The sequence below is a fragment of the uncultured Oscillibacter sp. genome, assembly GCF_910579365.1.
Lineage (GTDB): Bacteria > Bacillota > Clostridia > Oscillospirales > Oscillospiraceae > Oscillibacter.
This window is the reverse complement of sequence record NZ_CAJTUX010000045.1, coordinates 1-22,579: the sequence shown is the minus strand read 5'-3', so window position 1 is coordinate 22,579 and position 22,579 is coordinate 1. Positions and strand designations below refer to the sequence as shown.

Annotated in this window: 22 protein-coding genes; 11 read left to right on the top strand and 11 right to left on the bottom strand. The window is 63.8% G+C overall.

What is annotated here, in order from left to right; all coding sequences use genetic code 11:
• Positions 1–260 precede the first annotated feature (260 nt).
• The 5 genes from QZ329_RS10735 (at position 261) to QZ329_RS10715 (ending at position 6,633) form a co-directional block, all read left to right on the top strand.
• Positions 261–2,510: an AAA family ATPase gene (locus QZ329_RS10735; RefSeq protein ID WP_295752354.1), complete on the top strand. Its 2,250-nt coding sequence runs from the start codon at positions 261–263 to the stop codon at positions 2,508–2,510.
• 46 nt (positions 2,511–2,556) lie between these two features.
• Positions 2,557–3,378 (top strand): P-loop NTPase, encoded by an 822-nt coding sequence (locus QZ329_RS10730; RefSeq protein WP_295752351.1) that lies wholly within the window; start codon positions 2,557–2,559, stop codon positions 3,376–3,378.
• Between the two features lie 187 nt (positions 3,379–3,565).
• Positions 3,566–4,144 (top strand): xanthine phosphoribosyltransferase, encoded by a 579-nt coding sequence (locus QZ329_RS10725; RefSeq protein WP_295752348.1) that lies wholly within the window; start codon positions 3,566–3,568, stop codon positions 4,142–4,144.
• Between the two features lie 55 nt (positions 4,145–4,199).
• Complete coding sequence (gene guaA / locus QZ329_RS10720) at positions 4,200–5,741, top strand: glutamine-hydrolyzing GMP synthase (RefSeq protein ID WP_295752344.1); 1,542 nt, start codon at positions 4,200–4,202, stop codon at positions 5,739–5,741.
• Between the two features lie 13 nt (positions 5,742–5,754).
• A complete protein-coding gene (locus QZ329_RS10715) occupies positions 5,755–6,633 on the top strand; it encodes an aldose 1-epimerase family protein (RefSeq protein ID WP_295752341.1) in 879 nt (292 codons plus the stop codon).
• 45 nt (positions 6,634–6,678) lie between these two features.
• On the opposite strand, the gene QZ329_RS10710 is transcribed toward QZ329_RS10715, so the two are convergent.
• The 6 genes from QZ329_RS10710 to QZ329_RS10685 all read right to left on the bottom strand — a co-directional run bounded on the left by QZ329_RS10710 (position 6,679) and on the right by QZ329_RS10685 (position 12,162).
• Positions 6,679–8,277 carry a hypothetical protein gene (locus tag QZ329_RS10710; protein WP_295752338.1) on the bottom strand — a complete coding sequence of 533 codons (1,599 nt, stop codon included), beginning with the start codon at positions 8,275–8,277 and terminating at the stop codon, positions 6,679–6,681.
• On the bottom strand, positions 8,274–8,843 hold the full coding sequence (locus tag QZ329_RS10705; RefSeq protein ID WP_295752336.1) for an RNA polymerase sigma factor: 570 nt from the start codon (positions 8,841–8,843) through the stop codon (positions 8,274–8,276). Before QZ329_RS10705 ends, QZ329_RS10710 begins: the two co-directional genes overlap by 4 nt.
• A 95-nt stretch (positions 8,844–8,938) precedes the next feature.
• Positions 8,939–9,763 carry a pyrroline-5-carboxylate reductase gene (gene proC / locus QZ329_RS10700; RefSeq protein ID WP_295752333.1) on the bottom strand — a complete coding sequence of 275 codons (825 nt, stop codon included), beginning with the start codon at positions 9,761–9,763 and terminating at the stop codon, positions 8,939–8,941.
• Positions 9,764–9,785: 22 nt separating this feature from the next.
• On the bottom strand, positions 9,786–11,033 hold the full coding sequence (locus tag QZ329_RS10695; RefSeq protein WP_295752330.1) for a glutamate-5-semialdehyde dehydrogenase: 1,248 nt from the start codon (positions 11,031–11,033) through the stop codon (positions 9,786–9,788).
• Positions 11,030–11,842, bottom strand: coding sequence for a glutamate 5-kinase (proB, locus tag QZ329_RS10690; protein WP_325257310.1), 813 nt, complete (start codon positions 11,840–11,842; stop codon positions 11,030–11,032). The genes QZ329_RS10695 and proB overlap by 4 nt, the downstream gene beginning before the upstream one ends.
• 134 nt (positions 11,843–11,976) lie before the next feature.
• Positions 11,977–12,162 (bottom strand): hypothetical protein, encoded by a 186-nt coding sequence (locus tag QZ329_RS10685; protein WP_295752327.1) that lies wholly within the window; start codon positions 12,160–12,162, stop codon positions 11,977–11,979.
• Between the two features lie 220 nt (positions 12,163–12,382).
• On the opposite strand from QZ329_RS10685, the gene QZ329_RS10680 reads away from it, so the two are divergent.
• The 5 genes from QZ329_RS10680 to pyk all read left to right on the top strand — a co-directional run bounded on the left by QZ329_RS10680 (position 12,383) and on the right by pyk (position 15,903).
• The gene (locus tag QZ329_RS10680) at positions 12,383–13,111 is read left to right on the top strand and encodes an ATP-dependent Clp protease proteolytic subunit (RefSeq protein ID WP_295752323.1); all 729 of its coding nucleotides are present in this window, start codon (positions 12,383–12,385) and stop codon (positions 13,109–13,111) included.
• Between the two features lie 243 nt (positions 13,112–13,354).
• Positions 13,355–13,516 carry a DUF6440 family protein gene (locus QZ329_RS10675; RefSeq protein WP_295752320.1) on the top strand — a complete coding sequence of 54 codons (162 nt, stop codon included), beginning with the start codon at positions 13,355–13,357 and terminating at the stop codon, positions 13,514–13,516.
• 44 nt (positions 13,517–13,560) lie between these two features.
• Complete coding sequence (locus QZ329_RS10670) at positions 13,561–14,085, top strand: hypothetical protein (protein ID WP_295752317.1); 525 nt, start codon at positions 13,561–13,563, stop codon at positions 14,083–14,085.
• Complete coding sequence (locus QZ329_RS10665; RefSeq protein ID WP_295752314.1) at positions 14,082–14,276, top strand: helix-turn-helix transcriptional regulator; 195 nt, start codon at positions 14,082–14,084, stop codon at positions 14,274–14,276. Before QZ329_RS10670 ends, QZ329_RS10665 begins: the two co-directional genes overlap by 4 nt.
• A gap of 190 nt (positions 14,277–14,466) precedes the next feature.
• Positions 14,467–15,903 carry a pyruvate kinase gene (gene pyk / locus QZ329_RS10660; RefSeq protein ID WP_295752311.1) on the top strand — a complete coding sequence of 479 codons (1,437 nt, stop codon included), beginning with the start codon at positions 14,467–14,469 and terminating at the stop codon, positions 15,901–15,903.
• Positions 15,904–16,004: 101 nt separating this feature from the next.
• Here pyk and QZ329_RS10655 read toward each other — a convergent pair whose 3' ends face one another.
• Positions 16,005–16,715, bottom strand: a complete 711-nt coding sequence (locus QZ329_RS10655; protein WP_295752307.1) for a DUF4368 domain-containing protein — start codon at positions 16,713–16,715, stop codon at positions 16,005–16,007.
• The gene (locus tag QZ329_RS10650; RefSeq protein WP_295752304.1) at positions 16,712–16,846 is read right to left on the bottom strand and encodes a hypothetical protein; all 135 of its coding nucleotides are present in this window, start codon (positions 16,844–16,846) and stop codon (positions 16,712–16,714) included. Before QZ329_RS10650 ends, QZ329_RS10655 begins: the two co-directional genes overlap by 4 nt.
• A gap of 305 nt (positions 16,847–17,151) precedes the next feature.
• Between QZ329_RS10650 and QZ329_RS10645 the strand changes: the two genes are divergently transcribed.
• Positions 17,152–17,943: a hypothetical protein gene (locus tag QZ329_RS10645; protein ID WP_295752361.1), complete on the top strand. Its 792-nt coding sequence runs from the start codon at positions 17,152–17,154 to the stop codon at positions 17,941–17,943.
• 224 nt (positions 17,944–18,167) lie between these two features.
• On the opposite strand, the gene QZ329_RS10640 is transcribed toward QZ329_RS10645, so the two are convergent.
• The 3 genes from QZ329_RS10640 to QZ329_RS10630 all read right to left on the bottom strand — a co-directional run.
• Positions 18,168–19,958, bottom strand: coding sequence for a VanW family protein (locus QZ329_RS10640; protein WP_295752358.1), 1,791 nt, complete (start codon positions 19,956–19,958; stop codon positions 18,168–18,170).
• 157 nt (positions 19,959–20,115) lie between these two features.
• A complete protein-coding gene (locus tag QZ329_RS10635) occupies positions 20,116–20,913 on the bottom strand; it encodes a ParB/RepB/Spo0J family partition protein (protein WP_295752301.1) in 798 nt (265 codons plus the stop codon).
• A 203-nt stretch (positions 20,914–21,116) separates the two neighbouring features.
• The coding region (locus QZ329_RS10630; RefSeq protein WP_295752299.1) for a carbon starvation CstA family protein at positions 21,117–22,579 on the bottom strand (1,463 nt) is incomplete at its 5' end.

The following is a 22,579-nucleotide window of genomic DNA, read 5'->3' as shown; positions in this document are numbered from 1 at the left end:
GTGTCAGACAGCTTTGTTAGATTACCAGATCATCCGCTCTTTGTCAACTACTTTTTCTGACTTTTTTCCTTTTTTGCCCTTTGACGGAGAAATACCCCAAATTAGGTGCGACCTCTGTGCAATCTATCCTACGAAAACGGTCTTATCAAACCAGCCGGTCTGTGCTATACTGTTTTTATCATTTCCCCTTTTTTAATTCAATATGTAATCCGCCCTTCATTTTCAAATTACCACCTCTTAAGAAAAAGGAGCTGATACCTTTGCAGATTCGCCGCCTGACCGCCACCTTCGGCAAGCTCCAGGAGCAAACGCTGGAGCTTCAAGAGGGTCTGAACATTCTCCAGGCCCCCAATGAGACGGGGAAGTCCACCTGGTGCGCCTTTCTTCTCTCCATGTTTTACGGTGTCAACACCAAAGAGCGGGACCGCGCCGGCTTCCTGGCCGATAAAAATCACTACGCCCCCTGGTCCGGCGCGTCCATGTCCGGCCGCCTGGACTGCCGGACTTCGGACGGCGCTTCCCTGACCCTCTTCCGCACCACACGCCGCCAGTCTGCCCCCATGGGGGACTTTCAGGCCCTCTACGCCGGCACCGCCGACCCGGTTCCCGGTCTCACCGGGGTCAACTGCGGCGAGACGCTTCTGGGCGTCAGCCGGGAGGTATACGCCCGCAGCGCCTTTATCCGTCAGAACGGCGCCGCCATCACCCAGGACGCGGGGCTGGAGCGGCGCATTGCCGCCCTCATCACCTCCGGCGAGGAGGATACCTCTTATATGGAAGCCGCAGAGGCCCTGAACAAGCAGCTGAACCACCGCCGCCACAACAAAACCGGCCGTCTTCCCGCTCTGGAGGCGGAGCTTCAGGAGACCGAGGCCCTCCTCTCCTCCCAGGCAGAGCTGGTCCGCCAGCGGGAGACCTTGTCGGCCCGCTCGGCGGAACTGGAGGCCCGGGAGGACGCCCTGAACCAGGAGCTGGAGGCGCTGGACCTCTGGGACCTCCAGCAAAAATGCCAGGCTCTTCAAACAGCGGAGGACGCCGCCGCCCAGGCGGAGGAAAAAGCCGCCTCTCTCCGCCGCCGCCTGGAGGAGGAGCAGATTCCCGAAAATGACGTAACAGGCCGCCTCCGGGGGGCCATCGTGAACCTGAACACCGTCCGCAAAAGCGCCGAGAAAGCCCAGGAGGAGTATCAGGCCGCCCAGGAAACCCTGGCCCAGGCGGAGGAGGCCCTGGCCGCCAGTCCCTTTGCCGGACAGACGGCGGAGGAGGCCCGGCGGACTGCCGCCGGGCCCCTGCCCAAGGCCAGGCGCTCTCTTCTGCCCCCGCTGCTGACGGCGCTGGCCTGCCTCTGCGCCGCCCTGGGGGCGGGATACGGCGTGTACTTTTATTCTAAAAATCTCTATGCGGGCCTGGGAACCGCCGCCGCCCTTCTGGTTCTGACCGTCTCGGCCACGCTGTTTCTCTGGCGGCGGGCGGGAAAGCAGGCGGAACGCGCCGCTCTCACGGCTCGCTACGGCACCGCCGTCCCGGCGGAGATTTCCGCCCTGGCGGACGCTTACATCAAACAGCTGGCGGACCGGGACGCGGCAAAACAGGACTCCTCCGCCAAGGCCGCCGCCGCCCAGGGTCTCTGGCAGTCCGTGGACACAAACGCCGGCGGCATTTTAGAAGAGGTCCGCCGCTTCGCCCCCGCCGCCTACGACATTCCCTCCGCCGACGCCGCCCTCCGTGCCTGCGCCCTTTTGCGCAAGGAGCTTTCCGAGGCGGAGCGGGTCGCGCAGGAGGCCCGTCTCCGGGCGGAGCTTCAGGCCCAGCAGACCCCCGCCCCGCCGGAGAACGCGCCGCCCTCCGCCCCGCCGGAGCGGACCCGGGATGCCGTTTTGGAGGAGCGGGAGGCCCTGCGGGCAGACCTGACCGCCCTGCGCTCCAACCTGGACCGCATCGCCGGCCGGCTGCACGCCACCGGGGACCCCCTGGCCCTTCAGGCCGCCGCCGAGCGGCTGACGGATGAAATCGCCGCCCTGGAGGGGGAGTATGCCTCCATCCAGCTGGCCCTGTCCACGCTGGAGCACGCCAACGCCCAGCTCCAGGGCCGGTTCTCCCCCACTCTGGGACAGCGGGCGGCGGAAATTTTCGGCCGCCTCACGGGTCAAAGCTACAGCGGCGTGCTTCTGGACCGCAATTTGCGCGTCTCGGCGGAGCCCGCCGGCAGCGGCGTTCCCCGGGCGGTGGAATATCTCTCCGCCGGAGCCGCCGACCAGCTGTATCTGGCGGTGCGCCTGGCCATCTGCGGCCTGGTTCTGCCGCCGTCCCTGGCCGTTCCCATCGTCCTGGACGACGCCCTCTCCAGTTTTGACGACGGCCGCTGCGCCGCCGCCCTGACCTTCCTCCGGCAGGAGGCGGACCGGCGGCAGATTCTGCTGTTCACCTGCCACAGCCGGGAGGCGGATTTCTTCCGGGACGATCCCGCCGTCTCCATCCAATACTTGACGGCCCCCGGCGGGAGGGTATAGAATGAAGCCAATCCATCCAACTACATAAAAGAGGAGACTTTGCATCATGAGCGAGTGTACCCACGACTGTTCCGCCTGCGGCGAGTCCTGCGCGGACCGGCAGGAGCCCCAATCCCTTCTGAAAGAGCTGAACCCTCACGCCCGGGTGGGCCGGGTTTTCGGCGTCGTCTCCGGCAAGGGGGGCGTCGGCAAGTCCATGGTCACCAGCCAATTGGCCGTGACCATGCGCCGCCGGGGCCATACCGCCGGCATTCTGGACGCCGACGTCACCGGCCCTTCCATTCCCAAGGCTTTCGGCGTCCATGGCCAGGCCGTGGGCGGCGAGGAGGGCATCTACCCCATGGAGTCCCGCACCGGCATCCAGATGATGAGCACGAACCTGCTTCTGCCCAACGAGACGGACCCGGTAATCTGGCGGGGCCCCGTCATCTCCGGCGTGGTCCAGCAGTTCTGGACGGACGTGCTTTGGAACTGCGACTATCTTTTTGTCGACATGCCTCCCGGCACCGGGGACGTGTCTCTCTCCGTTTTCCAGTCCATCCCCCTGGACGGCATCGTCGTCGTGGCCTCCCCCCAGGAGCTGGTCTCCATGGTGGTGGAGAAGGCTGTGAAGATGGCGGAGATGATGGAGGTTCCCATTCTGGGCCTTGTTGAGAACATGAGCTATGTCCTCTGCCCGGACTGCGGGAAGAAGCTCCGCCTCTTCGGAGAGGGCAAGACCGCGGAGGCGGCGAAGCGCCACAGCCTGCCCCTTCTGGCGGAAATGCCCCTGGACCCCGCCCTGGCCGCTTTAGCGGACGCGGGAAACATCGAGGATTTCCAGGGCGCCTGGCTGGACGCCGCCGCCGATCTCCTGGAGAACAAGTGAACGAGAACCGCGCTCCCTCCACCGGAAGTCCTCCGGCGGGCGGAGCGCGGCGTTTTTTCCGTCCCGCCCAAAAATATGTACTGACCATACAAAGGCCCGCGCCTGGATTTTGTCGGGAACAGCAATTGCAAAAACCGCCGGGATTCGACATAATAGAGGTAATCACAAATATAAGGAGGAACGCGCCATGCAGGAGCTGAAAGACCGCATCGTCAGGGAGGGCAAGGTCCTTCCCGGGAACATCATCAAGGTGGACGGATTCCTGAACCACCGCGTGGACACGGAGCTGATGGACCACATCGCCCAGGAGTTGGGGCGGCATTTCGACATGTCCGCCGTGGACGTCATCCTCACCGCCGAGGCCAGCGGCATCGCCCTGGCGGCGGTGGTGGCCCGGCACTTCGGCAAGCCCATGATCTTCGCCAAGAAAGCCAAGAGCGACAACATCGAGGGCGGCCTGTATCAAAGCGACATTTTCTCCTATACTTACAAAAAGAAGGTCACTCTTCTGGTCAGCAAGGAGTGGCTCCACGCCGGGGACCGGGTGCTGGTGGTGGACGACTTCATGGCCAACGGCGAGGCCATGCGGGGCCTGTGCGACATCGTGGAGAAGGCCGGGGCCACGCTGGTGGGCATCGGCTGCGCCGTGGAGAAGGGCTTCCAGGGCGGCGGCGACCGCCTCCGGGAGGCGGGGGTGAACCTCCGCTCCCTGGCCGTCATCGAGTCCGCCGAGCCGGGCAGCATCGTCTTCCGGGAAGAGGCGTAACCGCCTGCGGCTCCAGAGCAAATCCCCCATACTGTAACGCAAAGGAAGTGTCCTGATGTCCCATCAAACCGTTATCGTCCTGGACTTCGGCGGCCAGTACAACCAGCTCATTGCCCGCCGGGTCCGGGAGCAGGGGGTCTATTGTGAGGTCAAGCCCTACACCACCCCCATTGCGGACCTCCGCGCCATGTCCCCCATCGGCATTATCTTCACCGGCGGCCCGGGGAGCGTCTACGATCCCGCCGCCCCCCACGCGGCCCCGGAGCTCTTCCGCCTGGGCGTGCCCATCCTAGGCATCTGCTACGGCTGCCAGCTTCTGGCCCACCATCTGGGGGGCCGGGTCACGCCTGCCCAGGACGACGCCGCCCGGGAGTACGGCAAGACCGAAACCTCCTTCGACACGGACTGCAAGCTCTTCCGGGGTCTCCCCGCCGAGAGCGTCACCTGGATGAGCCACGGGGACTATATGGAGAAGGTCCCCGCGGGCTTCCGCCTGACGGCCCATAGCGCCGCCTGTCCCAACGTGGCCATCGCGGACGAGACCCGGGGCTTTTACGGCGTCCAGTTCCACCCGGAGGTAAACCACACGGAGCAGGGCGCCGCCATGCTCCGGAACTTCCTCTACGAGGTCTGCGGCGCCAGAGGCGACTGGACCATGGAGGACTATCAGGAAACTGCCGTCCGCCGCCTCCGGGAGAAGATCGGCAACGGGAGGGTTCTCCTGGCCCTCAGCGGCGGGGTGGACAGCTCTGTAGCCGCCGCCCTGCTTGCCGAGGCTGTGGGAAGCCAGCTGACCTGCGTCTTCGTGGACCACGGCCTGATGCGCCTGGACGAGGGGGACGAGGTGGAGGCCGCCTTCTCCAAGTGGGACATTCAATTCATCCGGGCCAACGCGGAGGACCGCTTTCTCGCAAGACTCTCCGGCGTCACGGAGCCGGAGGCCAAGCGGAAGATCATCGGCGAGGAGTTCATCCGGGTCTTCGAGGCGGAGGCCAAGAAGATCGGAACCGTGGACTATCTGGCCCAGGGGACCATCTATCCCGACGTCATCGAGTCCGGCGCGGGGGACGCCGCCGTCATCAAGAGCCACCACAACGTAGGGGGCCTGCCGGACTATGTGGACTTTCGGGAGATCATCGAGCCTCTGCGGATGCTCTTCAAGGACGAGGTACGTGCCCTGGGCCGGGAGCTGGGTCTGCCGGAGTATCTGGTGACCCGCCAGCCTTTCCCGGGCCCGGGTCTTGCCATCCGGGTCATCGGCGAGGTGACGAAGGAGAAGCTGGACATCCTCCGCCAGGCGGACTTCATCTTCCGGGACGAGATCGCCAAGGCAAATCTGTCCGGTGCCATGAGCCAGTACTTCGCCGTGCTGACGAACATGCGCTCCGTGGGCGTCATGGGCGACGGGCGGACCTATGACTACGCCGTGGCCCTGCGGAGCGTCACCACCAGCGATTTCATGACGGCGGACTGGACCCGGATTCCCTACGAGGTGCTGGACCGCGTCAGCGTCCGTCTGGTCAACGAGGTGCCCCGCATCAACCGGGTGCTGTACGACGTCACGTCCAAACCCCCGGCCACCATCGAATTCGAATAAGGAGGTACGCCTCATGGATTTCACACTCTCCAGCGCCTCTTTGAAAGCTACGGTCCGGACCCGGGGCGGCGAGCTGGTCTCCCTCCGGGACCAGGCCGGAACCGAGTATATCTGGCAGGGGGACCCGGCCTTCTGGTCCGGGCAGAACCCCATTCTCTTCCCCATCGTGGGCAGCCTGCGGGACGGCCGGGTGGACCTGGGCGGCAGCGCCTTCGAGATGAACCGCCACGGCTTCGCCCGGCAGAGCGAGTTTGTTCCCGTGGACCGGGGAGAGGACTTCATCGTCCTGGAGCTTCGGGAGAGTCCCGCTTCCCTGGCCCGGTATCCCTTCCCCTTCGTGCTCCAGGTCCGGCACCAGCTCTTTGAAACCGGCTTTTCCACCGCCTTCACCGTGAAGAACCCCGGCGAGGCCCCCCTGCCCTTCTGCATCGGCGCCCACACCGCCATCCGCTGCCCCCTGGGAGAGGGCGAAGCCTTCGAGGATTACGAGCTTCTCTTCGACCAGCCCGAGGACGCAGACACTCTGCTTCTCACCCCCCAGGGCCTCCTGCGGGACGGCGGGACGGAGCCCATGCTCCGCGGAGGCCGGGTCTCCCTGGACTATGCCGCCTTCCGCCGCCTGGACACCATCATCTTCCAGGGCCTCCGCTCCCGGAGCGCCGCCCTGCGGCACAAGGGCGCCGGCCGGGGCGTATCCCTGGACTTTGGCGGGTTCCCCATGGTGGCTTTCTGGACGAAGCCCGGCGCGCCCTTCCTGTGCATGGAGCCCTGGCACGGCTGCGCCGCCTATGAAAACGAGTCCGGCCGCTTCCAGGACAAGCCCCACGTTCTCACCCTGGCCCCCCGCGGGCAGAAGGAGCTGGCCTATACCTTCACCCTGCTTGCCCGTTAATCCGAGAAACGGCCCTCCGGCGTGCTTCGCCGGGGGCCGTTTTGTTTATCCCTCTCTGGGCCGGATCTCCAGGTAGTAACACTCCCGCTCCAGGTCCAGCTCCACGGAGGACACGCCGTTTTCCAGGTCGAAGCCATAGTCCTGCCCCGTGATCTCCACATGCTCCGCGTTCACCAGGGCGGCCCTCTGCCTGGTAAATTCCAGGGACGACCCCAGCCGGGTGGTCAGATCATAGCCCTGGAGTCCCACGTTCTCCGAGCCGGAGCAGCCAAAATCATAGCTGGGCTCCTTCCACAGCACGCACGCCGCCTCCGCGCTTCCCCCGGCAGGGACCGTCACCGGGAAAGAGAGGTACAGCACCCGGTCGTGGCTCAGGGTCTCGCTGAGAATCTCGTCCAGCCGCCCGTCGCCATAGCGGTCCGCCGGCGCTCCGGAAACGGCCCCGTACCCGGCCAGAAGCTCCGCCGCGGCCCCGCGGTATATCTCGAAGGGAACCGCGTCAAAGGCGTTCTCCCGGTCCCCCCGGCTCAGGCCGTACCGCTCCTGGTAAAAGCGGCACAGCCGGTCCAGCACCGCGTCCAGGGTGGTCTCGCTCCGGGTGACCGTGCAGGACACGCCGCCAATCTCCTTCCCCGGGTCGCAGCCGCCGTCCTGATAGCCCTGGAGCGTATAGTCCCCGATGTCCTCCCCCAGCACCACCAGCATCTTTTGCTCCGGCTCGTTCCGCACCCCGTCGGGAACGAAATAGCTGTAGCGCCGGAAGCTCCCGTCCCACTCCATGCCGTTGATCCCGTAGGTAAGCACCGTCGTCCTCACCGGATCGATGTCAAAGGAAATGGCCTGGGTGGCCGCCTGATACGTCTCATGGGGCGCCGAGAAATCAGAGAATTCATACACCGTCACCGGGGTCTCCAGCACCGGATACGCCGCCAGGGCCTGCCGCAAATAGGCTCCGCTTTCCAGCAGGGCCTTGTACTCCGTCCAGCTGTCCAGAGAGTCCAGATTCATCGTATCCGGCATCTCCGCTCCATAGGTGCTCTCAAACCCGCCGGAGTAAGGTCCGGCGTACAAGCCGGTCTCCACGGTCTCTTTGTCCACCGTCACCGCAGGCCGGACCTCCGTCAAACCGCCGAGGCTTCCGGCAAAGGGATACAGAGCCGTCACGGTGATGTCCTCCTCCGTGCCATTGCGCAGGACGTAAGCGTCCGTCACCTCCGCCCCCCACTGCCGGGGCTCCCCGTCCGGGTAGACTCCCGGCGCGAAGTCCCAGGTAACCGTCCGCTCCGCCGTCAGACCCTCCGGGTTCTCCAACACCGTCAGGGGGAACACCGGCCCCGCGTAGGACAGGAAGGACACGCCTTCCCCCACGCCGTCATAGCAGTTTCCGCCCTCCCCCGGCTCTCCGATGTCCGCGCCGGGGCCGCTCACGCCGCTGCCGGACGCGTCTCCGCCGGACATGCCGGCTCCATAGCCGTCAAAGCCCCCTGTGGCCGCCCAGCCCAGTCCCACCACCAGCGCCAGACACGCCGCCAGGGCCGCCCAGCGCGTCCAGGGGGCCCGGCGGCGGGCCCGGACCTCCAGGGCCTCCTCCACCAAAGCCGGGTCCACAAGGCCCAGCATCCGAAACAGCCGCTCCGCACTCATACCGTGATGCCCTCCTTCTCCAGATACTCCCGCAGGGCCCTCCGGCTTCGGAAGAGGGAGGATTTCACCTTCCCCGCCCCGCAGCCCAGAGCCGCCGCCACCTCCGCCACGCTCTCGCCGTACCAGTACCGCCGCAAAAACATCGCCCGTCCCTCCTGGGAGAGGCCCCGGAGAAACCCGTTCATCAGCTCGGCGAATTCCAGGTCCTCCGCCGGCCGGCCCCCGGGGGCGGGGAGGCACTCCTCCAGCTCTCCCAAAAGCGTCTCCGTCCCGCCTCCCCGCTTCTCTGCCCGGTGGCTCTTCCAGCGGTCCAGGGAGAGGTTCCGGGTGATCTGCCCCAGCCAGGTCCGCAGAGCCGCCGGGCGGGCGGGGGGAATGGCCTCCCAGGCCCGGAGGTAGGTGTCGCTGACGCACTCCTCCGTGTCCTCCCGGCTGCGGAGCAGGTTCCAGGCGATGCTGTGCAGTAGCCTGCCGTATTTTCCCTCGGTCTCCTGAATGGCCCGCTGGTCTCTGGTCCAGTACAGGTCGATGATCTGTCCGTCCTCCACGGCCACGCCTCCTCTCATGCTTCTCTGCCTCATAAGACGAAAAAATCCCCGGCCCGGTTTCGCCCCGGGAAAACAATTTGGTCCCGGAGGGAAGTTCCTCTCCGGGACCGTGCTCATTTCAGCGTTCCGCTCTTCTCAAAGGCGGCGATCACCGCGTTCATCACCGCTCCCCGGAAACCCGCCTCCTCCAGCTTCCGCACGCCCTGGATGGTGGTCCCCCCAGGGGAGCAGACGGCGTCTTTCAGCGCGCCGGGGTGCCGTCCGCTCTCCAGCAGCAGCCGGGCGGAGCCCAGCACCATCTGGGCGGCGAACTCCAGCGCCTGGGCCCTGGGCAGGCCGCAGGCCACGCCGCCGTCCGCCAGGGCCTCCACAAAGAGGTCCACAAAGGCCGGTCCGCAGCCCGCCACAGCGCTGCCCGCGTCCATCAGCCCCTCCGGAATCCTGGAGAAGCGGCCCGCCCCGGCCATGGCCTCCCGAAAAATCCGTTCCTCCTCCTCGGTGACGCCGGGGCCGGGGGTATAGAGCACCATTCCCTCCCCCACGGAGCAGGGGGTGTTGGGCATGATGCGCAGGACGGGATAGTTTCCCCCCGCCATGGCCTGAATATCCGCGGCGGACAGCCCCGCCGCCATGGAGACCAGGACAAAGCGGCTCTCCCGCTCCCTCCAAACCGGGGCCAGCTCTTCCAGAAGCGCCCCCATCATCTGGGGCTTCACCCCCAGGAACACGTAATCCGCCCAGGCGGCCACCTCGGCGTTGCTCTTCACCCGGCAGAAAATCTCATTGGCCAGGGCCTTCGCCTTCTCCGGGGAGCGGTTGGCCACGCAGATGGCGGTGGAGGGCGTGTTTTTCCGGGCGGCCCGGACCAAGGCGCTTCCCATGTTCCCCACGCCGATAAAGCCCAGTTTCGCTCCGCTGAAAACCCGGTCGTTCGTCATGTCCGCACATCCTTTCCGGTCCTCAGCGGACCTGTCCTTCGCCGTAGATCACGTACTTGCAGCTGGTCAATTCCTCCAGCCCCATGGGGCCCCGGGCGTGCATCTTCTGGGTGGAAATGCCGATCTCCGCCCCCAGGCCGAACTCCCCGCCGTCGGTGAAGCGGGTGGAGGCGTTGACGTACACCGCCGCCGCGTCCACGGCGTCCAGGAAGCGCTGGGCCTTGAAATAGTTGGTGGTGATGATGGCCTCCGAGTGCCCGGTGCCGTGGGCGTTGATGAAGTCCACGGCCTCCTCCAGGTCCCGCACCGCGCGGACGGCGAGGATGTAGTCCTCGTACTCCGCGTCCCAGTCGCTCTCCACCGCCGCCGACGCCCGGTCCCCCAGAATCGCCAGGGTCTTCGCGTCGCACCGCAGCTCCACCCGGTGCCGGTCCAGCAGGGGCACGGCCTTTTGCAAAAACGCCTCCGCCACGTCCTCCTGTACCAGCAGGCACTCCACCGCGTTGCACACCGAGGGGCGGGAGCATTTGGCGTTGTACAAAATCTCCGCCCCCATGTCCAGGTCCGCCTCCTTGTCCACGTAAATGTGGCAGACCCCCTCCCCCGTGCGGATGACGGGAACGCTGGCCTCCCGCGCCACAGCCCGGATGAGTCCCGCGCCGCCCCGGGGGATCAGCACGTCCACATACCCGTCCAGGTGCATCAGCTCCCCCGCCGTCTCGCGGCTGGTGTCCTGGACCAGGGAGACGCAGTCCGCCGGCAGCCCGGCGCTCTCCAAAGCCTCCCGCATCAGCTCCGCCGCCTTCCGGTTGGAGCGGATGGCCTCCTTTCCGCCCCGGAGAATGCAGACGTTGCCGGACTTGAGGCACAGGGCCGCCGCGTCCACGGTGACGTTAGGCCGGGCCTCGAAGATGATGGCGGCGACCCCCAGGGGCACCCGCCGCCGCCCGATGATGAGTCCGTTGGGCCGGGTCTCCATTTTGTCCACTTTTCCGATGGGGTCCGGCAGGGCGATCACCTGCCGGATGGCCTCCACAATGCCAAAGACCCGCTCCTCCGTCAGCGTCAGCCGGTCCAGCATGGCCGGGCGCATCCCGGCGGCCCTGGCCGCCTCCACGTCCTCCGCGTTGGCGGAGAGCCACTCGTCCCTCCGCGCCGACAATACTTCCGCCATGGCCTCCAGGGCGGCGTTCTTCCGGGCCGTCCCGGCAGTGGCCAGCACATAGGCCGCGGCCTTCGCCAGGCGTCCTTGTTCCTGTAGCGCTGTCATCGCGCGCCTCCTTCCTCTCTCCCGGCGAGAAACCGGGTCCCGACGTCGCGCCCTTCCGCGACGCCGTACAAATCCTCGGGCCGCTGACCGTTGGTGATGACCATGTCGCAGCCCGCAGCCATGGCGATTTTCGCGGCGGAGAGCTTCGTCGCCATGCCGCCGGTGCCCCGCCAGGTTCCCGCGCCCCCGGCCATTTCCAGAATCTCCGGCGTCAGCTCCTCCACCCGGTGAAGGAGTTTCGCGCCGGGGTTCTTCTTGGGGTCCGCGTCATAGAGCCCGTCAATGTCGCTGAGCAGCACCAGAAGGTCCGCCCCGCAGAGCTCCGCCACAATGGCGGAGAGGGTGTCGTTATCCCCCAGGACCTTGTGGCGCCCCGTCTCGATCTCGGCGGAGGAGACGGAGTCGTTCTCGTTCACCACCGGGAGAATCCCCAGCTCCAGGAGGCTGGTAAACGTGTTTTTCAAATGCTCCGCCCGCACGGGGTCCTCCACGTCCTCCCCGGTGAGGAGTATCTGGGCCACGGTGCAGTTATACTCGGAAAAGAGCTTGTCGTAAATGTGCATCATCCGGCACTGGCCCACGGCGGCGGCGGCCTGCTTCATCCGCAGGGCCCGGGGCCGCTCGTCCAGGCCCATCCGGGCCGTGCCCACGGCGATGGCCCCGGAGGTCACCAGAATGACCTCGCGCCCGCCGCCGCTGAGGTCCGCCAGCACCCGGACCAGCCGCTCCATGCTCCGCAGGTTCAGACTGCCGGAGCTGTGGGTCAGGGTGGAGGTGCCCACCTTGACCACGATACGTTGTTTCTTCACGATTTCCTCCCGCCCCACGGGCTTGATTTTCCTCAGTATAGCACGGCGCGGCGGAAAAGGAAACCCCGGAGAGGCAAAAGAAAACGGCGGACAGGCACAGGTCCGCCGTTCTCCGTCAAATTTTCCCCGCTGTCTCAGGCCTTCGCGCGCCGCGCCGCTTGGACCAGCCGGATAATGGAATACAAAAACAGGGCCGTCATGGCGGTTTTCCCCAGGAGCTCGGCGGTATGAAAGCCGGTCAGACCCGTCAGACCCATCTGCACCGCCATAATCGCCGCCAGCGCCAGAACCATCGTCCCCACATATTTCATAGCCTTCATCGTCATTTCCTCCGTTTCTGTTTTCGTTCTCTTGGAACTGCTGTCAGTATACCAAACCGCCGCCGGGGCCGCCATAGCTTTACCTTACAGTTTGCCGCCGTATCTTACAATGTTGTAAGATACCGGCCCCAAGGCGGAAAATTTCCAGAGATGTTCCGCTCCGCGGGTAATTTCTGAAAAACCGCAAAAGCTACCCTCACAAAAGGGAGGTATCTTCACCATGACCAAATCCACGAAACCCACCAAGCCCGCCGAACCGGAAACCGATACACAAAGCGAAGCCGCCCAGTCCATTTTGGACTTCGGCTCCGCCATGACGGCCACGCCCCACGGCAACATCTACTGCCTCACCATCATCGGCCAGATCGAGGGCCACATGACCGCCTCCTCCGGCACGAAAACCACCAAGTACGAGCACGTCCTTCCCCTCCTGGCCAAGCTGGAGGAATCCGGCGAGGTGGCGGGGGTCCTCTTCCTGCTCAACACCGTGGGCGGGGACGTGGAGGCGGGCCTCGCCATCGCGGAGCTCATCGCCGGGATGACCAAGCCCACCGTCTCCATCGTCCTGGGAGGCAGCCACTCCATCGGCGTGCCCCTGGCGGTAGCCGCCCGGCGGAGCTTCGCCGTGCCCTCCGCCGCCATGACCATCCACCCCGTCCGCATGAGCGGCACCGTCATCGCCGCCCCCCAGACCTACAGCTATTTCCAGCGCCTCCAGGACCGGATCGTCGCCTTTGTCGCCGGGCACAGCCACATCGCCGCCGGGGACTTTCAGGACCTGATGCTGAAAAAGGACGATATGGCTGCCGACGTCGGCAGCGTGATCTACGGCGAGGAAGCAGTGAAGCTGGGCCTCATCGACCAGGTGGGTGGCCTCTCCGAAGGGCTCCAGTGGCTTTACGGCGAGATCGACGGGGGAAAGAAGACGCGAAAGCGGAAAACCACCTGACGGCACGGGGCCGGTCCTCCCGGTGTTATGAAATGAAAAAAGACTTGTGTGGGGCCTGGCCCCCTGGGCAGGCCATTCCCCCCGGAGCGGCCTGATCCGGGAGTCAGACCCCACTGGTCATTTTAGCGAGGTTCTATGGCAGCGGCTTTCGTGCCGAAATTTTTATGCGTCATTTAGTAAAATATACTTGACAATTAGTCGAGTAAGTAGTATGATGACCCTGTAATCTAAGGAGGTATGCTTATGAAACGCTTTGAAAAGGTCTACACGCAGGGAACCGTTGAGGCCACGGAAATCTGGATTGACCGGGAAACCGGCGTAAATTATGTGTTTCACCGGAACGGACCGGCGGCCGGCCTGACCCCGCTGCTGGACAAAGAGGGAAAGCCGGTGGTGACCGAGTAAACCCGTGTCCGGCAATGCCGGTCAAAACAGGAAGGAGCGTTTTTATGGATCACTATCATGCCGGTCTGGCGCTGGGCATCCCCGCAGGCATTCTTGCAGGCCTGCTTGTCGTGGCGCTGCTGTTTAAGAAAAAAGTCCTGGACATGCACTTTGACGAGCGCCAGGAGCGAGCCCGGGGCAAGGCGTTTCAATACGGCTTCCTCACCCTGATCACCGCCGTTTACGCCTATGGCGTCTCGGACATCGTGCTGGGGCGCTGGTGCGACGTTTTGACGGGAGTCACCATCTGCCTGGCCGTCAGCCTGTGCGTCTTCGCCGTCACCTGCATTTTAAAGGACGCCTACCTCAGCCTCCGGGAGAAGCCCCGGACCGTCATGACCATGTTCGTCCTGATCTCCGCCGTCAACCTGGGCTTCGGCGTCCTGTATGCCCTCTCCGGCGATCTGGTGGAGGACGGCGTGCTGACCTTCCGGGCGGTGAACCCCATCATCGGCGTTGTCACCCTGGTCATCCTCATCGTGTACACCGTCAACCACCTTCTCCGGGACCGGGAAGAGGAGGCGGAATGAAAAATCTCCGCCTGAAAGCCGCCCGGGCTGCCCTGGACTTGAGCCAGCAGCAGCTGGCGGATGATGTGGGCGTCTCCCGCCAGACCATCAACGCCATTGAAAAAGGGGACTACAACCCCACCATCAAGCTCTGCGCCGCCATCTGCCGCCGCCTGGGCAAAACCCTGGACGAGCTCTTCTGGGAGGGCTGACGCCGGGGATGGCCTCATGACAAACGTTTGCGGAAGCATTTCCACAGAGACACGGTAAATCGATTGCGCAAAATTTATGGAATTCTTACCTACCCAGAGGGGGAAGACTCATGTATAATAGGAAGCCGCAGAAAGAGTTCATCAACGGTTTCCGGCTCCTCGTTGGAGGGAGCCGACAGGAGGAATTTATATGCTGAGAAAAACCAAAATTATCTGTACCCTCGGTCCCGCCGTGGACAGCGAGGATATGATCGTCGCCCTCATCAAGGGCGGCATGAACGGCGCGCGGTTCAACTTTTCCCACGGCAGCCATCCGGAGCACCTGGAGCGGCTGAACCGGCTGAAGGCCGTCCGGGACCGCATGGGCTGTCCCGTGGCCACCATCCTGGACACCAAGGGCCCGGAAATCCGAATCCGGAGCTTTGAAAGCAAGACCATCGAGCTCAGCGCCGGAGACGCCTTCACCCTGACGGTAGACGACGTGACCGGCGACGCCTCCCGGGTCTCCGTGACCTACCCCAAGCTAAGCGAGGAGGTGGTCCCCGGCCAGGAGATTCTGATTGACGACGGACTGGTCGCCATGCGGGTCCGGGAGATTCAGGGGCCAAACATCCTCTGCGAGGTGGAAAACGGCGGAACCCTCTCCGCCAACAAGTCCATCAACATCCCCGGGGCCCACATTCAGCTTCCCGCCCTGACGGAGAAGGACGTGGCGGACATCCGCTTTGGCGTGGAGAACGATTTTGACTTCATCGCCGCCTCCTTCGTCCGCCGGGCCGCCGACGTGGAAGCCGTTCGGGAAGTGCTTCACGACTGCGGCGGGGACGGCGTGAAGATCATCGCCAAGATTGAAAACCAGGAGGGCATCGACAATCTGGACAGCATCCTCGCCGCCGCCGACGGCGTGATGGTGGCCCGGGGCGACCTGGGCGTGGAGATTCCCGCCGCCAAGGTTCCCTCCCTTCAAAAGCAGATGATCCGCAAGGGCCTCCAGGCGGGCAAGCCCGTCATCACGGCTACGCAGATGCTGGATTCCATGATGCGCAACCCCCGTCCCACCCGGGCGGAAGTCTCGGACGTGGCCAACGCCGTGTACGACGGTACCAGCTGCGTCATGCTCTCCGGCGAGACCGCCGGAGGCAAGTACCCCATCGAGGCCCTCGCCGCCATGCTGGAGATCGTCACGGAGGCGGAAGGCTCCATCGACTATTGGAAGCGGTTCCAGAAGCAGCTGGTGGTCACGGCCTCCAACAACATCAACGACGCCATCACCCACACCTGCTGCCTCACCGCCCGGGACCTGAACGCCACGGCCATCCTGGCGGCCAGCAGTTCCGGCCGGACCGCCCGGATGATCTGCCGGTTCCGCCCCGCCTGTCCGGTGGCGGCCCTGACCATGCACGAGAAGACCCGGCGGCAGCTGTCCATCTGCTGGGGCGTGATTCCCTTCCTCACCGGGGAGGTCAACTCCACGGACCGGATTTTCTCCCTCTCTGCGGAGGTAGCGGTGAAGGAGGGGCTGGTTCAGCCCGGGGACACGGTGGTCATCACCGCCGGCGTGCCTCTGGGAAAGAGCGGGTCCACGAACCTCATCAAGGCTCAGGTCATTGAGGAGAGCGGCATGTAAGAAATGAAAAAACGCTTCCCGCCAAGGGACGGCGGTCGTAAGACGGTAAAATTTCAAAAAGGTTAAAAACATCGTGTTTTCAAGGGACGGCGTGACTTTGGTCACGCCGTTTCCCCTTTCATCAGCTCATCCAGAGGGATAAAGCCCAGACCGTCATACTTGATGTGGATGTTCTGCCTCCGCTTGCCGCCGGACTTGTCCGGGGCCTCCACATAGATCGCCTGAACCAGCTCCCGAAGGGCGTAGGGGTCAAGCGGCTCAATGGCCACATACTTCTGCGCCATCTGAATGAACTCCTCAATATTCTCGCTCTGTCGCGCCTGTACTTCAATCTCCTGCCGCAAGAGAACGACCTTGCCTTCAAGCTGCTTCTGCTCCGCTTCATAGCTCTGACTCAGCATATCAAACCGCCCGTCACTCAGCCGTCCGCTGGCGTTGTCCTTATAAATCTTGATGAACAGCCGCTTTAACTCGGCGATGCGCTTCTCGTCCCGGCTGAGCTTCTTCCTGCTGGTCAGAATCTTCTCGACGCTTTCCAGCTTCATCTGCTGTTCCATGACCATGCGGAAATGGACCTCATACCGCAGAATGTAGTCCGTCACCAGTTGGATATGCTTCAAATCCATACGTTCCAGAACCTTCACCCGGATAAAATGGCCGCCGCATTTCTCCCTGTTCTTCTTGTGCAGGGAACAGTCGAAGAAGTCTTGAGAGAAGTCGCCGTTGTTGGAAGAACCGCACTGCATCTTGGAGCCGCAGTCAGCACAATAGACCAGCCCGGAAAAGATACTGCTCCTGCCGGTGCGGGTCATGCGGTGCCTCTGCGGCGGATCACCCGGACCTTCTCAAACACATCATCCTCGATCATGCGCTCATGGGGAGCGGGGAACCTTGTGTAGATAAACGAGATGCAGCCCAAAAACGCCGTGATATAGTCGAGCAATATGCAGAAAACCTAAAGATCATAGTCAATAAAAGAAGAAAGAAGTTGGATTTTCAAAGCAGTCTCCGGTTTCTTAGCGGTATTGGCGATCGATTTATCCCAGCCTCACCCCCAAGACCATCGAGGACAAGGGCAAGACCCTGACCCTGGGGGATGTGAAGCGGAGCGAATCCACGGAGATCGATGGAGAGGGCAATCCCGTCACTCGTTACACCGCCGCCGCCAGCCGCTACGCCACCGGCTATACCGTCAGCGCCAACTACACCGGTGAGGTGTCCAAACTGCGAAGTTTTCTGCCGGCCATGATGCTGTGCGCCCTCTGCGTCACACAGGCCAGCGCCCTGGAGTATGACTTTGACGCGCCGGAGGATTACCTGTTCGGCCAGCCCACCAGCGATGATACCATCTTCGAGTGGGAAAACCCCAACGTAGACCGGAGCAAGAACACGGCCCTGGCCGCTCCCGGCTTTGGGACCCCCACCCGCTACCTCCCCGGCAGCGGCGAGTGCCTGCCCTCCAACCTCGTCCCCGGTGCTCTCAGCGGCGGGCTGGTCAATCAGGCGGGCAGCGCCTGCTTCGCCGGCCATAACCGCGGTACAAACAATTACTCCGGCAAGATTCACAACCGGCTGCTCTGTGAGTTTGCTGTTCGTGGAGATTTCCGGCGGCTTATGGTTGACCTCGAAATATATGTTGATCGAATCGCCAGTACGCATATCCGCGATACCAACGCAATGCTCAAAGCCCAGCGTAAGGTGGTGATGGAGCGCGAGGGCTTGGATGACAATGAATTGAATATGCGCACGTTGCTTGCCCAGGTGGATGAAGACGATTATTTTGCCTATACGATTTTTGAGGATTTGCGGCCCATCCTCCGAGATATTCGGGAGGCACACAGAGCCGATATCATTACTGCTGATGTCGATACAGAATCACCAGCAGAGAAAGCGGCACATCAACCGGAACGCGCTCTTAGTCGCGAAGGAAGTACAGAAGAAACGATAGCAAAAGTGCTCCTATCACAGCTTGTGATTGACTATGATACGTTGACGCAGGAAGAATTTGTGACCCTGATAGGGATTCTGAACAAATCCTAGCAGATAAAGAAACACATCAGCAAGCGGGGCAAGGCTTCTGCTCCGCAGAGACGTAAACGGAAAAAGCGATAAATCAGGCGGTTAAACGAAAAAGTGGGCGGAGAATGGAATTTTATCCATTCTCCGCCCATCTTTCGTGCCCAATCCTGTCTGACAGATGCCGTAACCGTAATTTATCCGGATTGCTGTTTTACGGATACCCATCTAAGAGGCGCGGACTGCCTTTATTCCTCAGAGGGCGGAATCACCACCACGGCGGGGGGTTCCTCCGGAGTCTCCGGCTCCGCGGGAATCTCGGCGGGTCCCGCGGCCGGGATGTTCTCCGGCTCCTCGGTATCGGCGGGGACGCCGGGATTCGGCTCCACCGGCACGCCGGGTACCGGGTTGGACGCAGGGGTGTCCTCCGCCGGGGCGGCGGGCTTGGGGGGACCCACCAGCACCAGACGGTCCCGGTGTTTGTAATCGCTGATAGCCTCCACATCGCTGGAGATCAGATTGCCGCTGCTGTCGAAGACATTGCGGTAGGTCCGGACCTTATAGCCGGTGTAGGGCGTCACCTTCACCTGCCGGGCGCCGGGGGCGAGAGAGGGGTCCTCCTGCTCCACTTCCTCAAAGGGTGTGGTGGAGAGGGTTTCATAGGTCATCTTCACCGTCAGGTCGTCGGTCTTGGTGCCCCAGAGCTGGACGGTGAGATAGGCGTTTTCATACTTGGCCACGATCTTGACGGGGTACTTGGTGTTGTTGGTGAACTTGTAATCCGGCCCGCCCCAGGAGACCGTGGCGTCCATGCCCCGGGTGATGTAGGCGGGAATGTAGCGGTGGGCGTAGCGCTCGGTAATCTCCATATTGGCCAGGAGGCAGGCATAATACAGCGTGGAGGAGGGCTGGCACACGCCGCCGCCGATCTCATCCACGGTCTCCCCCTGGACGTAGGCGGGGGCGGCCTTATAGCCCTTGGCCTCGGTCCGCTGGCCCACGGTCTCGTTGTAGGAGAAGACGTCCCCGCTGTTGAGCACCGTCCCGTCAAAGGCGGCGGAGGACAGGCGCACATTGGAGATGCGGGCGGCGGTGCCGCCGACGTGAGTGGTGCACTCCCCCAGAAGGTCCCGGAAGAGAACGTCCTTCAGCTCCGCCGCCGTAATTTCCGGATGCTGAATGTCGGCAGGAACGGAAATGGTCTCGCCGGGAAGGGCGGCGTCCAGCGCCCGCTGGGCGGACACCGTGTTGAAGGAGGCCCCCATCCGCTCGGGGACGATGGCGCCGGAGGCGGCGTCATAGGAGGCATTTTTCACCTCGCCGGAGACCGCGTCGTGAACCTCCTGAATGGAGAGGGGGACCGCCTCCTGGGTGGTGAGCTCCACCTGAATCTCCCACTGGCTGGCGGCCAGGGCCTCCTCCAGGGCGGCGGCCAGGGTCTCCTGACCGATGGTGCGTCCGTTGGCCTGCTTGGTCAGCAGAATCTCGCTGTCCTCCACGGTGAAGGATCCGTCCAGGGGCTGCTGGGAAAGGGCCTCCGCCAGACGGGAGACCCCCTCCTGAAAGAGCGCGCCGTCCCGGTCCTGGGCGGTCAGCCCCTGGGGGGTGGAATCCGTCAAAACAGAAAGAACCTGGGCCCCCCGGCTGAGGAAAGGGGCGGCGCTCTGCTCCTCAAACCGGCGCTGGGCGATGCCGCCGCACTGCTCCGCTGTGTATCCCAGGTCCTCCAGCGTGACGGAGGCGGAAGCGCCCTCCGTCCAGCCCTCTTTAACGGGGTCCTGGGCGGAGGAGACGGCGATGCTCTGCTCCGGCAGGGCGCCCGCCAGCACCTGCGCGGCCTCCTCCACGGTCAATCCCCCCACGGGCACGCCGCTGATGGTTTCCTTCGGATAAAACGTGGTCCGGGACCCGGCCCAGGCGCAAAGCCCGGCATAGGCCCCCGCCATGATGGCGGCGGTGAGCGCCAGGGCAATGATCACCGGGGCGGCGCCGCCGCTTTTCACCCGGGCTCCTCCCGTCGTTGTATGCTCCTTTGTCATCTGTTCCACAGAAAGTCCCTCCTGCTTGCTAGGGTCTTGAAAAGCGGCCCCACACAACGGGCCGTTTTACTCTCAGGATATTCTAACACAGATTCTCAGAAAAAGAGATTACAATCCAGTAACAAGAAAAACGGGCCTCCGGAGGATTCCGGCCCCCTCAGCCCTTTGGATGCCGGGGAATGCGGATGGTCATGACGATCTCCTCCTCCGTGTCCTCCCGGAGGCACTGGGCGTCCACCCCCGCGTCCCGGACGATGCGCAGTCCCCGGTCCACACTGTTTATAAACAGGCGCACATCTTTGAGAATATAGGTCCGCCGCCCCGCCGGAGGCGAGGACTGAAGCTGCTCAAGGCGGCGCTCGATGTACTGTTCCGTCTGGGCCACGTTCAGCTGTTTGTCCGCCGCCCGCCGGGCCGCCGCCAGCCGTTCCTCCTCGTCCTCCAGCCGGAGGAGGGCCCGGGCGTGGCGCTCGGTCAGGCCCTTTTCCAGCAAAAGGGCCTGACAGGCCGGGGACAGGCGCAGCAGCCGCAGCTTGTTGGCCACCGCCGAGGGGGACCGGCTCAGCTGGGCGGCGGCCTCCTCCTGAGTGATGCCGGTGCGGCGGAGGTAATCCGCGATGGCGGCGGCCTCCTCGAAGTAGTGAAGGTCCTGGCGCTGCAAGTTTTCCACCAGGGCCAGCAGAGCGGACTCCCGCTCGTCCACCTCCGCCTCCACACAGGGCACCGTCTCCAGCCCCGCCAGCCGCGCCGCCCGAAGCCGGCGCTCCCCCGCCACCAGCTCCCAGCCGTCGGGGCGGCGGCGGACCACCAGGGGCTGTAAAATGCCGTGACGGCGGATGGATGCCGCCAGTTCCCGGAGACCCGTCTCGTCAAACAGCCGCCTGGGCTGGCGGGGATTGGGGCGGATGGCTTCCACACGCAGCCGCAGCACCCGCTTTTCCTCATAAGTCCCCATGGGACCGCCTCCTTCCAATTTGTCCCATTCTACAGGAGCGCCCATGAAAAAACATGGGGAAACTGTCGGCGGCGGGAAATACGGTCTGCACGGCGGAAAAAGAAGAACCCGGCGGAAACTTCCCGCCGGGTCCTTTTCTTCTTTTCATCCGGAACAACAGGCTGCGCGCCCGGCGGAGACTGGCACTCCGCCCAAAGGGCCGCTCAGACCTTCTGATTCTTCTTGGGATGGGCGATGGTGGCGATGCCCTCGATGGCCAGGATGACCGCCAGAACCACCAGCAGCACGCCCAGGATGGCCTGGACATAGGGACCCCAGTCCGCGCCGCCGGCGGAGATCACGCCGATCTGGTTCTTGGTGTTGACCAGCAGGGAGCAGATGGTGACCACCAGCATGAAGCCCATGGGGATGAGGAACATCTTGTTGTTCTTGCCGATGTTGCCCAGCCACGTGGCCACGGCCAGCAGGCCCAGGGCCGCCAGCAGCTGGTTGGCGGAGCCGAACAGCGCCCAGATCTTCTCATAGCCGTTCAGGCCCAGCAGCACGCCCAGGACGACGGTGATGCCGGTGGAGACGTACATATTGGAGAGGACCTTCTTATAGCCGGTGACATTCTCCGGGGTCTCGCCCTTGCTGGAATCCAGCCAGAACTCCTGGAACATGAACCGGGCCAGACGGGTGGCGGTGTCCAGAGAGGTCAGGCAGAAGGCGGAGTAGGTCAGCACCAGCAGAGTGTACAGGATGCTGTAGGTGCCGGGGATGGAATCGTCAATCATGTGAGCCAGGCCGCCGCCGAAGATGGCGGTGGCGCCCTTCAGGGCGGCGTCGGGGTTCGCGGCGTTCCAGCTGTAAGCATAGGCCACGGCGCACAGGGTCAGGATGGCCAGCACGCACTCCAGAAGCATGCCGCCGTACGCGATGGGCTTCGCGTCGATCTCCTTGTCCAGCTGCTTGGAGGTAGTGCCGGAGGAGACCAGGGAGTGGAAGCCGGAAATGGCGCCGCAGGCGATGGTGGTGAAGAGCACGGGGAAGATGGGGTTGCCCGCGCCGGTCTCGGCGTTGGTCACCACGAAGGTGTTGACGGTGGGCAGGCTGTCCATGGAGGGATGGGCCAGGAACACGGCGATCACCGCCAGGGCCAGCATGGCGTACAGCAGGAAGCTGGACAGATAGTCACGGGGCTGAAGCAGAATCCAGACGGGGGTGACGGAGGCGATGGCGATGTAAACGCCGCAGATCCACATCCAGGAGGAGGAAGAGAGATAGATGGGATGGAAGTTCATGCCGACGGCGATGATGACCACGATGGCGACGACGCCGATGACGCTGGCCACGCCCATAGGGGCGTTCCGGCGGTACACCAGGAAGCCGAAGACGATGGCGATGGCGATGAACAGCAGGGACACCATGGCCACCCGGGCGTTGGCCTCCGAGGCGGCGTAATCCACCGCGCCCGCCTCGGTAAAGGTGGCGCCGAAGGTGCCCGCCACGATGGAGGCGAAGGCCGCGACGACCAGAATTAAGGTCAGGTAGGCGAAGATCAGGAACAGGGTCTTGGCCCGCTTGCTCATGTTGGTGGAAATGATCTCGCCGATGGACTTGCCGTCGTGCCGGACGGAGGCGAACAGGGCGCCGAAGTCATGGACGCCGCCGAAGAAAATGCCGC

What these genes read in the sequence shown, in the direction of transcription:
- QZ329_RS10705 (WP_295752336.1), bottom strand. Translation starts at nt 8,843, where the DNA reads ATGAGAGGAGGCGTGGCCGTGGAGGACGGACAGATCATCGACCTGTAC.
- guaA (WP_295752344.1), top strand. Translation starts at nt 4,200, where the DNA reads ATGTCCCATCAAACCGTTATCGTCCTGGACTTCGGCGGCCAGTACAAC.
- QZ329_RS10645 (WP_295752361.1), top strand. Translation starts at nt 17,152, where the DNA reads ATGCTGTGCGCCCTCTGCGTCACACAGGCCAGCGCCCTGGAGTATGAC.
- pyk (WP_295752311.1), top strand. Translation starts at nt 14,467, where the DNA reads ATGCTGAGAAAAACCAAAATTATCTGTACCCTCGGTCCCGCCGTGGAC.
- QZ329_RS10725 (WP_295752348.1), top strand. Translation starts at nt 3,566, where the DNA reads ATGCAGGAGCTGAAAGACCGCATCGTCAGGGAGGGCAAGGTCCTTCCC.
- QZ329_RS10695 (WP_295752330.1), bottom strand. Translation starts at nt 11,033, where the DNA reads ATGACAGCGCTACAGGAACAAGGACGCCTGGCGAAGGCCGCGGCCTAT.
- QZ329_RS10635 (WP_295752301.1), bottom strand. Translation starts at nt 20,913, where the DNA reads ATGGGGACTTATGAGGAAAAGCGGGTGCTGCGGCTGCGTGTGGAAGCC.
- proC (WP_295752333.1), bottom strand. Translation starts at nt 9,763, where the DNA reads ATGACGAACGACCGGGTTTTCAGCGGAGCGAAACTGGGCTTTATCGGC.
- QZ329_RS10685 (WP_295752327.1), bottom strand. Translation starts at nt 12,162, where the DNA reads ATGAAGGCTATGAAATATGTGGGGACGATGGTTCTGGCGCTGGCGGCG.
- QZ329_RS10710 (WP_295752338.1), bottom strand. Translation starts at nt 8,277, where the DNA reads ATGAGTGCGGAGCGGCTGTTTCGGATGCTGGGCCTTGTGGACCCGGCT.
- QZ329_RS10715 (WP_295752341.1), top strand. Translation starts at nt 5,755, where the DNA reads ATGGATTTCACACTCTCCAGCGCCTCTTTGAAAGCTACGGTCCGGACC.
- QZ329_RS10655 (WP_295752307.1), bottom strand. Translation starts at nt 16,715, where the DNA reads ATGACCCGCACCGGCAGGAGCAGTATCTTTTCCGGGCTGGTCTATTGT.
- QZ329_RS10665 (WP_295752314.1), top strand. Translation starts at nt 14,082, where the DNA reads ATGAAAAATCTCCGCCTGAAAGCCGCCCGGGCTGCCCTGGACTTGAGC.
- QZ329_RS10680 (WP_295752323.1), top strand. Translation starts at nt 12,383, where the DNA reads ATGACCAAATCCACGAAACCCACCAAGCCCGCCGAACCGGAAACCGAT.
- QZ329_RS10640 (WP_295752358.1), bottom strand. Translation starts at nt 19,958, where the DNA reads ATGACAAAGGAGCATACAACGACGGGAGGAGCCCGGGTGAAAAGCGGC.
- QZ329_RS10670 (WP_295752317.1), top strand. Translation starts at nt 13,561, where the DNA reads ATGGATCACTATCATGCCGGTCTGGCGCTGGGCATCCCCGCAGGCATT.
- QZ329_RS10730 (WP_295752351.1), top strand. Translation starts at nt 2,557, where the DNA reads ATGAGCGAGTGTACCCACGACTGTTCCGCCTGCGGCGAGTCCTGCGCG.
- QZ329_RS10675 (WP_295752320.1), top strand. Translation starts at nt 13,355, where the DNA reads ATGAAACGCTTTGAAAAGGTCTACACGCAGGGAACCGTTGAGGCCACG.